At 43.4% G+C, this 8700-nt stretch carries 6 protein-coding genes and 2 pseudogenes; 4 read left to right on the forward strand and 4 right to left on the reverse strand.

Features of this window, described 5'->3' with window-relative positions; translation table 11 throughout:
* Positions 1 to 217 precede the first annotated feature (217 nt).
* Positions 218 to 1540, reverse strand: coding sequence for a DNA recombination protein RmuC (gene rmuC, locus SD31_RS04230; RefSeq protein WP_039053220.1), 1323 nt, complete (start codon positions 1538 to 1540; stop codon positions 218 to 220).
* Entirely contained in the window at positions 1467 to 2771 is a 1305-nt protein-coding gene (locus SD31_RS04235; RefSeq protein ID WP_082021810.1) for a formimidoylglutamase, read from the reverse strand. The genes rmuC and SD31_RS04235 overlap by 74 nt, the downstream gene beginning before the upstream one ends.
* Positions 2772 to 2952: 181 nt before the next feature.
* Between SD31_RS04235 and SD31_RS19875 the strand changes: the two genes are divergently transcribed.
* The 4 genes and pseudogenes from SD31_RS19875 to SD31_RS04250 all read left to right on the forward strand — a co-directional run bounded on the left by SD31_RS19875 (position 2953) and on the right by SD31_RS04250 (position 6193).
* Positions 2953 to 3192, forward strand: coding sequence for an NAD-dependent epimerase/dehydratase family protein (locus tag SD31_RS19875; RefSeq protein WP_262506527.1), 240 nt, complete (start codon positions 2953 to 2955; stop codon positions 3190 to 3192).
* Positions 3128 to 3868 (forward strand): SDR family oxidoreductase, encoded by a 741-nt coding sequence (locus tag SD31_RS04240; protein WP_262506528.1) that lies wholly within the window; start codon positions 3128 to 3130, stop codon positions 3866 to 3868. Before SD31_RS19875 ends, SD31_RS04240 begins: the two co-directional genes overlap by 65 nt.
* A gap of 81 nt (positions 3869 to 3949) precedes the next feature.
* A pseudogene (locus tag SD31_RS04245) lies at positions 3950 to 5246 on the forward strand (HAD-IB family phosphatase).
* A gap of 107 nt (positions 5247 to 5353) precedes the next feature.
* Complete coding sequence (locus SD31_RS04250; RefSeq protein WP_039053221.1) at positions 5354 to 6193, forward strand: DUF2911 domain-containing protein; 840 nt, start codon at positions 5354 to 5356, stop codon at positions 6191 to 6193.
* 17 nt (positions 6194 to 6210) lie between these two features.
* On the opposite strand, the gene SD31_RS04255 is transcribed toward SD31_RS04250, so the two are convergent.
* Complete coding sequence (locus SD31_RS04255; RefSeq protein ID WP_052258645.1) at positions 6211 to 8310, reverse strand: FAD-binding and (Fe-S)-binding domain-containing protein; 2100 nt, start codon at positions 8308 to 8310, stop codon at positions 6211 to 6213.
* Positions 8311 to 8360: 50 nt separating this feature from the next.
* Positions 8361 to 8700: pseudogene (locus tag SD31_RS18350) on the reverse strand (FAD-binding oxidoreductase); the annotation flags it as partial.

The following is an 8700-nucleotide window of genomic DNA, read 5'->3' on the forward strand; positions in this document are numbered from 1 at the left end:
AAGTTTGTAACATATGATTCATCTGGTAGATTAAATTTATGTTATCATGATACCTAAGACTCAGTCATTGTATGTCCCAATCAATTGACTTCTWGGAGAGTTGGAAGAACAATTAGGTAGTGTCAGAACACAATAATAAACTCAAAGACATTCTTCTGAAGGAACTAAGATGATCCTTCAGAAGAATGCTTTGAACTCATATACAAAATTATCCGATTTAAGAATCCAAAAACTTATCGTCAATCTGTTTGTTTGCTTTAGCTCCCAAAGCTTTTAAGTTCTCTACTCGGCGGACAACATTCCCTGGCCCATTGGTCAATTTTTTCATAGCTTCCTCATGCTTTTCAGACGCCTTCTGAAGATGCTGCTGGATTTGCTGCATATCGTTCAGAAAACCAACAAACTTGTCATAAAGGGCTCCCGCTTCTCTGGCTATTTCCAGTACATTCCTGTTCTGTCTTTCCTGTTTCCACATCGAAGCTATCGTACGCAATGTCGCTAACAATGTTGACGGGCTTACAATGACAACCCTCCTATCCCAAGCATCAGAAAAAAGCTCCGGCTTATGCATCACAGCAACACTTAATGCCGACTCTATAGGCATGAAAAGCAATACAAAATCTGGAGAATGTATGCCGTAAAGGCTATGATAATTTTTTGCTGAAAGCTCCTTGACATGATTTTCTATGGACTGCACATGCTGCTTCAGAAAGCTAAGTCTATCCTCCTCGGTCTCTGCATTCACATAGTTGTCATAGGCGACCAAGGATACTTTGGAGTCCACAACCAGCTGCTTGTCATCCGGCAAATCAATAATGGCATCGGGTTGCTGGCGACGTCCAAACTCATCATGCAAAGCTACCTGCAGCCTGTACTCCTGATCTTTGGTAAGTCCGGAGCGTTCCAACACCCGCTCTAAGATTACTTCCCCCCAGTTACCCTGCTTCTTCGTGTCTCCCTTCAACGCTCTTGTAAGATTGTTGGCCTCATTTTTAATCTGCATACTCTGCTGCATCAGTTGCTCCACCACCCCTTTAAGCACATTACGCTCAGCAGATTCCTGCGCATAGCTTTTCTCTACTTTTTCCTCAAAAGACTTTATTTTCTCTTTAAGCGGATCTAGGATCACCCCTAAATACTGCTGATTGAGATCCGTAAACTTCTTGGTCTTCTCTTCCAGAATTTTATTGGCCAGTACCTGAAACTCCGTATTGAATTGCGCCTTAGTACGTTCTATCTCCCGTTTTTGCTCTTCAAACTTCTCTTGCTGAGCCTGCAGATAAGCGTTGGTACTTTCCAGAGTACGCTCTAGTGCCTGCCGCTCATTTCTTTCCTTTTCAAGTAAGGCTTTCAGTTCCTCTTTCTCCTTTTGTTGTAGTTCCGCAAACTGCTGGGCCTTAGCATATGCTATCTCCAACTCTTGTTTTGATTGGACAACCATATCGTAATCCTTACGAGCCACGGCTTTAGCCTTCTGTAGCAGCAACACTACCACAACGATAAACAATACTGCTGATATTAAGATGAAAATATATTCCATAAGTTTTGTAAACAAAAAATGGTCGTTTACGACCATTCCCAATTATTGTAATTTTTGATGTTGTCTTCCACCATAAGTCTGGCATCTCTCCCGAAACAGCAAGCTGATAATCTTCGTACCGACAAGGCACTAAGTAAAAACGCTCATTGACAGACTTGGTCCCAAAATATGGCACCTGCATCCACCAACGATCCGACTTTTTGCTCTTGACAAATACCAACTCGTGATCTTCATTTTCCAGATGCGTGCGATATATGATATAGGCCGACTTAGGAATCAACGGCGCATCGCCCTTACGATTGTAATAGCCGTCAATAAAGCACCATATCATCTGCGAGACGAGCATAGCCGTCTGTTCCATAGGATCAAAGGCGGGATTAAACTCATAAAAACCTACCGAGCTACACTTGTCCGACATTCCCGCATACCGGGCCAGCTGACAGGCTTCATCACCAAAAAGACCATTTGGAACAGCATTGGCATTGCCAGGCGCCTCTGACGCACGTATGGCTCCTATATCAAAACTGACCATATCTGCGGCACGAATCACGGGCTCCGCCTGATCCAACTTGCCAGCAATCATTCCTACACGTACAGCGTTAAAAAAGAGCTTATCGTACATATTGATAGACTCCTTACTCACCAGATAAGTCTGATAGGCTACATTGCTTAAGTTGAATAGATAATCCGGCTGATGCAGGATAATATGGTTCAGATAGGTCTGAGAATTTAAAGGCACATTCTCCGTATTCTCTTGGTCCAAATCAAACTTGGCATCCACAATAGCTACCTCTACTTTCTGTTCCAAATCCTGATAGCCGCGATATTGTGCATAAGTAAGGTCATGTCCTCCCCCAATGATAATGGGCACGATATCCTTTTTCACTAACTCTTCTACCACTACTTTCAACGCAGCATAGGTGTCATTGACCGTCTCCCCGGCCTTTATATTACCAAAATCGGCTATTTTGATTTTATAATCTCCCTGATAAAGATCGTACAGATGTTTTCGGACTGCATTAGGGGCTTTCGCCGTGCCCTTATTGTTGACAGAGGCACGATCTTCCTCTACACCGATAATGGCCAAGTTAGGCCTTAGCTCCTCATCTTCCAAATCCGGAAACTCATCTTGATACCTCTGAATGACGCTGCCAAACTGCGACTTCAAATATTCTTCTTTGGCCGTAAAATCCGACAGCTTGATAGGTGTGAAAAAATCTGCTAACGACATATGATGGAAATTATTAAAACCGAACTCAATTTTGGTATACAGTATACAAATATGCATTTATTAGATGAATTCGAAAAACTTTTAATCAGCTTTACCCAAACATAAATACAGCATAAGTTTTGCATTCCATAAGCTAAAAATCTATATTTGAATGACTAAAAAACTTTAGAACATAACGCAAGTGATATTAGTTACCGGAGGTACAGGATTTTTAGGTTCGACACTCATCAAAATGCTTATTGAACAGGGGCAAGCCGTCTTGGCTACCAAGCGTTCGACATCTACAATTCCTGACTTCCTTAAGTCTTCCTCGCTCATAGAATGGATAGACGCCGATGTGACAGACTATTTTTCACTTGCTGACATCTTCGAACCTATCACACAGGTATACCACTGCGCCGCAAAGGTACTCTTACCATAAAGAAGATGCACAGGAGCTCTATGCCACCAATGTCGAAGGTACAGCACATATCGTCAACTTGTGCTTAGAGCATAAAGCACGGCTAATCCATGTAAGTTCCATCGCCGCATTGGGTACTAGCAAAAGCAACAAACCTGTCAACGAAAAGGACAAATGGGAATATGACCCTAAGATGTCTAACTATGCCCTCTCAAAATACAAAGGAGAGCTCGAGGTATGGCGTGGCATCACCGAAGGGCTCGACGCCGTCATCGTCAACCCTTCTTTGATTATGGGGATAGGAGCTTATAAAACAGGCTCAGGAGCCATCTTCGAACTCGTAAACAAAGGATTGAAAATCTTTACCTCCGGCTCGGTAGGTATCGTGGATGTAGAGGATGTAAGCAAAATCATGATTGAGCTCATGAACAACAGTAATATACGCGGAGAACGCTTCATCCTGAATGCCGAGAACATCAGTAATAAGGACCTTCTCACGCGCATTGCCAAGCTCATCCATAAGAAACCTCCATTTATCAGAGCCAACGATTTCTTACTTTCCTTGGCCTGGAGAGCAGCCGAATGGAAAGCCAAGCTTACCGGCAAAAAGTCTGTACTGACGGAAGAGTCTGCCCGTGCAGCCTCCTCAAAGTTGGCATACTCCAACGAAAAAATCGATCAAAACGATAAATTATAATTTCAAACCCCTGAATCTTACATTAGAACAAATAGCTAACACATACTATAATAACAACACAACACAAACAATCTAAACGCCGTGAAAAATTACTATATCATTGATTTTGACAGTACTTTTACTCAGGTTGAAGCACTGGATGAATTAGCTCGGATATCGTTGGAAAATAATCCCAACAGAGAACAGATATTAAAGGATATTGAAGGTTTTACCAACCTAGCCATGGAAGGTAAGATTTCGTTCCGAGAAAGTTTGGCCGGAAGGGTAGCGCTCCTGCAAGCCAACAAAGAACACCTAGAAAAGCTTATCAAACACTTGAAGAAAAAAGTGTCGAAATCCTTTGATAGAAACCGTGAATTTTTCAAGCAGAATGCCGAAACCGTATTGATAGTGTCAGGAGGTTTCAAAGAGTTTATCACTCCTGTGGTTTCGCGCTACGGCATTTTAGAAAAAAACATCTACGCCAACACCTTTAAATTTGACGAACAAGGTCAGATTATAGGTTACGACGAAAACAACCCGCTATCATATGAAGGAGGAAAAGTAAAACTATTGAAAGAACTTAACCTCCAAGGCCGAATTTTCGGCATCGGAGACGGCTACTCCGACTTCCAGCTTAAAGAATCAGGCTGATAGAAAAGTTCTTTGCCTTCACCGAGAATATAGCTCGTCAAAGTGTGACCGAAAAAGCAGACCACGTAACACCAAGCTTCGACGAATTCTTATATGTAAACCAGCTGCCTTCGGCAATCTCTTACCCGAAAAACCGTATCCTATGCCTCATCGTGGGAGATGTTCCTGAAATATCGGCTCATATCCTTAAGCGGGATGGCTTCTCCATCCGTGTGAAGGAATCCTTCGAAGAGAAATACACCAAAGATGTGGGTATGTTGCTCTTAGGTGATGGCGTCGAAGTGGCCGACGAACAATTGGCACGCGCAGATAAACTCAAAACTATCGGCTACTTGGGTGATGTAAAAGGAAAACTTAGCCGCAAGATCTGCAACGAAAAAGGTATCGTGGTCTTCGACGATAAGAAAAATAAACGTACCAATGCCGAGTTTATCCCTCGCCGCATGGCCGACTTCATCAACAATGGCGATACAGATCAAAGCCGTAACTTCCCTAACCTGATATTGCCTAAAAAACTTAAAGGTCACCGCCTACTTCACATCCACAAAAATGTGCCTGGCATTCTGCTCAGATCAACAGCATCTACGCCGAAAACCAGATTAACATTCTGTCACAGTTCTTGATGACAAAAGGAGAAATAGGCTATGTAGTAACGGACATAGACTCCAATTACGACAAGTCGCTCATCAAGCAGCTGAAACAGATCGAAAACACAATAAAATTCCGAATCCTCTATAAACAATAATCAAAGGGCTTTTTTTAAAAAAGCCCTTTGATTATTTCTCATTTAATCCCTCTCCCTGAATAAGACAGATTTTTTTATTAAATTCACTAAAAATTAGGGAACATAATATGAAAAATGTATTATTATCAATAGCTACTGCCACAGCATTATTCTTGACCACAGAAGCCACTGCACAGGTAAAGCTACCTCCTGCAAGTAGCAGCACGACAATCACCCAAGGATTGGGAATTAAAAACATAACACTCACCTATCAAAGACCCAATATCAAAGGTCGTAAAGTATTCGGCGATCTGGTGCCTTACAACGAAGTATGGCGAACAGGAGCCAACACTATTCCTAACATCACCTTCGAGGAAGATGTAACAATAGAAGGTCACACCGTTCCTGCAGGCACGTACGGCCTATTCACCATCCCTACACCTTCCGAATGGACTATCATCCTCAGCAAAAACCCTAAACAATGGGGAGCTTACCAATACAAGCAGGAAGAGGATTTCCTTCGCTTCAAGGTAAAACCTAAAACATTAACCGAAAAAGTGGAAACCTTTACCATTACTTTCGAGGATGTAACGACCAATTCCACAAACCTTTCTTTAGCTTGGGAAAATACAAAGGTTAGCTTCAACATCAAGGCGGACCAAACCAAAGAGATCATGAGCAGCATAGAAAAAGCTATGCAAGGAGAAAAAAAGCCATATTTCCAGGCTGCCCAGTACTACTATAGCAACAACTTGGACATTAAAAAAGCTGCAGAATGGATTAAATTGGCTGACGAAGGCAATACCCAAGCTCCTCATATTAAATACTGGAAATCGCTTATCCTAGCAAAAGCTGGCGATAAGGCTGGAGCCAAAAAAGCTGCGGAAGAAGGTATAGAGATGGCTAAAAAAGCAAACAACGGAGAATACATCAAATTAAACAGCCAGGCTCTAAATGCTGTAAAATAAACGCAAAGGCCTTCGCATTAAACGAAGGCCTTTGTCTTAAGAGATTGATATAACAACTCGACCGGATGCATGGCCTTTTCGTTCGTGCCATCCTTAATCTGATGGCGACAGCTGCTGCCTGTAGCAACGACAACAGTATCTTTATCTTTTGCTCTGACCTTAGGAAAAAGTACGAGCTCTCCTATTTTCATCGATATGTCGTAATGCTCTTTCTCGTAGCCGAAAGCTCCTGCCATACCACAGCAGCCTGAAGGTATGTGTTCTACAGAAAATCCTTCCGGCAACGCCAATAGAAAAGCTGTATACTGCTGTAGTTTCCAAGCCTTCTGCTGACAGTGGCTATGCAGCAATATCTTTTGTGGAGCAGCAATAAACTGCTCTTTGGAAATATTACCTTCCTGTGCTTCTTTCCAGAGAAATTCTTCCACAATCATGGCATACGGCGCTATGCGTTGAGCATCGGCTTCCAATTCCGGACTCACCAGGTCCACGTATTCATCCCTAAAACAAAGTATGGCTGAAGGCTCCACACCCACTAGCGCCACTTTGTCGGACAACCGTGAAGAGAAGATGGAAACGTTCCTATCGGCGAGTTTACGTGCCTGACGAAGCATACCCTTAGATATCAAGGCCCGTCCGCTGAACGCATGGTCTATCATCAGCACTTGGTAGCCGAGCGCTTCCAGCAGCAGAATGGCCTTCTTGCCTAGCTCCACCTCATTGTAGTTTGTAAACTCATCACAGAAGAAATAGACCTCCTTGATGGGTTTTCTGTCTTTCCACAGGGGTTTTTCACGTGAAATAAACCAGCTCCGCAAAGACTGAGGAGAAACCTTCGGAATTTGTCGGTCAGGGTGAAAGCCTAATATCTTCTTCATAACTCCTCCAGTCACTTTATTGGACACAACCCAATTGTAAAGTTGTGGGATATGAGATACCAAAGCAGTCATACGGTCGACATTACCGACCATCCATGTTCGCCAAGGGATGCCGTTAGCATCATAGTATGCCTGGAGAAAGTCGGCCTTGACCTTTGCCATATCCACACTCGAAGGACATTCAATCTTACATCCCTTACAGCTGAGGCAGAGGTCCATGACTTCCTTAATCTCGGGATGGTCGAAAGGATTCTCCTTTGGTGAATGCGTCAGAAATTCTCGTAATATGTTGGCTCGCGCACGGGTAGTATCCTGTTCATTACGTGTAGCCATATAGGAAGGACACATCGTACCCTTCGACAGCTCAGTCTTTCGACAATCACCGGAACCATTACACTGCTCCACATGCTGAAGGATATTCTGTCCCCTATAACGGAATGTTGACTTTACTTCACGTGTAGGACGACCTGCCTCGTACCGCAAAAAGGTATTCATGGCGGGTGTATCCACTATCTTGCCCGGGTTGAAAATCCCTTTCGGATCCCAAGTCCGTTTAATTTCTTTAAGCAACTGATAGTTATGCTCACCGATCATGTAAGCAATGAATTCACCGCGAAGGCGACCGTCTCCATGTTCCCCACTCAATGACCCCTTATATTTCTTTACTAACTTCGCAATTTCAAAGGCTATATCGCGAAACAGCTGATTTCCTTCTTTGGTTTTCAGATTGATGATGGGTCTTAGATGAAGCTCACCTGTGGCGGCATGTGCATAATGAACCGAATACAGGTTATATTTCGCTAAAATTTGGTTGAATTCGGCAATATAGTCCGGCAAATCCTCCACATCCACGGCCGTATCTTCAATCACCGCTACCGGCTTTTCATCGGTAGGTGTATTGCTTAGCAACCCCAGGCCTGCCTTCCTCAAATCCCACACTTTCTTTTTATCCTCCCCCAATATCAGAGGAAAATAATAACCGTAACCTGCTGCCCGCATGTCCGCTTCCACCGCAGCAACTTTACGTCGGATGTCCTGCTCATCTTCTCCGTCGTATTCTATTATCAGTATAGCTTTAGGCTTTCCCTTGATAAAAAAACGGTTGTGCAGCTGTTCCAAATTGTTTTCTGTGCATTCCAAAATATAGTCATCCATCAGCTCGCTGACCAAAGGCTTATGCTTCAAGCCGATAAGATTGGCCCGCAAAGCATCGTCCAGACTGTTGAAATGGACGCACAACAGTCCCGAAGGACGTGTAGACAGTATGTCTACGTGCAGCTTTATTGAGGTTATAAACAGAAGTGTTCCCTCCGACCCACAGATAAGCTTGCAGAAGTTAAACTTCTCTCCCCCGCTGTGAAGGGCTCTGTATCCAGCAGCAGGTCTACGGCATATCCCGTATTTCTACGCTCGATAGATCGCTTCGGATATTGTTTACGGATTTCCTCCTGGTTATGAGGGTCTCCTAGCAAAGTCCGTATCTGACGGTACACTTGTCCTTCTAACGATGGCAGAGTACACTTCTCTTCAAAGTCATCGAGCGACAGCTCAGAAAAGCGAACCTTAGAACCATCAGAGAGGTATCCTTCCTCAACCTCCAACGTATGCTCTCTGGTATACTTTTGAAAT

Origin of the sequence: Sphingobacterium sp. T2 (genome assembly GCF_000814685.1) — a bacterium.
In the GTDB taxonomy this organism is placed as follows: Bacteria; Bacteroidota; Bacteroidia; order Sphingobacteriales; family Sphingobacteriaceae; genus Sphingobacterium; species Sphingobacterium thermophilum.

Bases quoted from the DNA above. Each gene is read 5' to 3' on its own strand.
- SD31_RS04250 (WP_039053221.1), top strand. From the start codon at position 5,354: ATGAAAAATGTATTATTATCAATAGCTACTGCCACAGCATTATTCTTG.
- SD31_RS04235 (WP_082021810.1), bottom strand. From the start codon at position 2,771: ATGTCGTTAGCAGATTTTTTCACACCTATCAAGCTGTCGGATTTTACG.
- rmuC (WP_039053220.1), bottom strand. From the start codon at position 1,540: ATGGAATATATTTTCATCTTAATATCAGCAGTATTGTTTATCGTTGTG.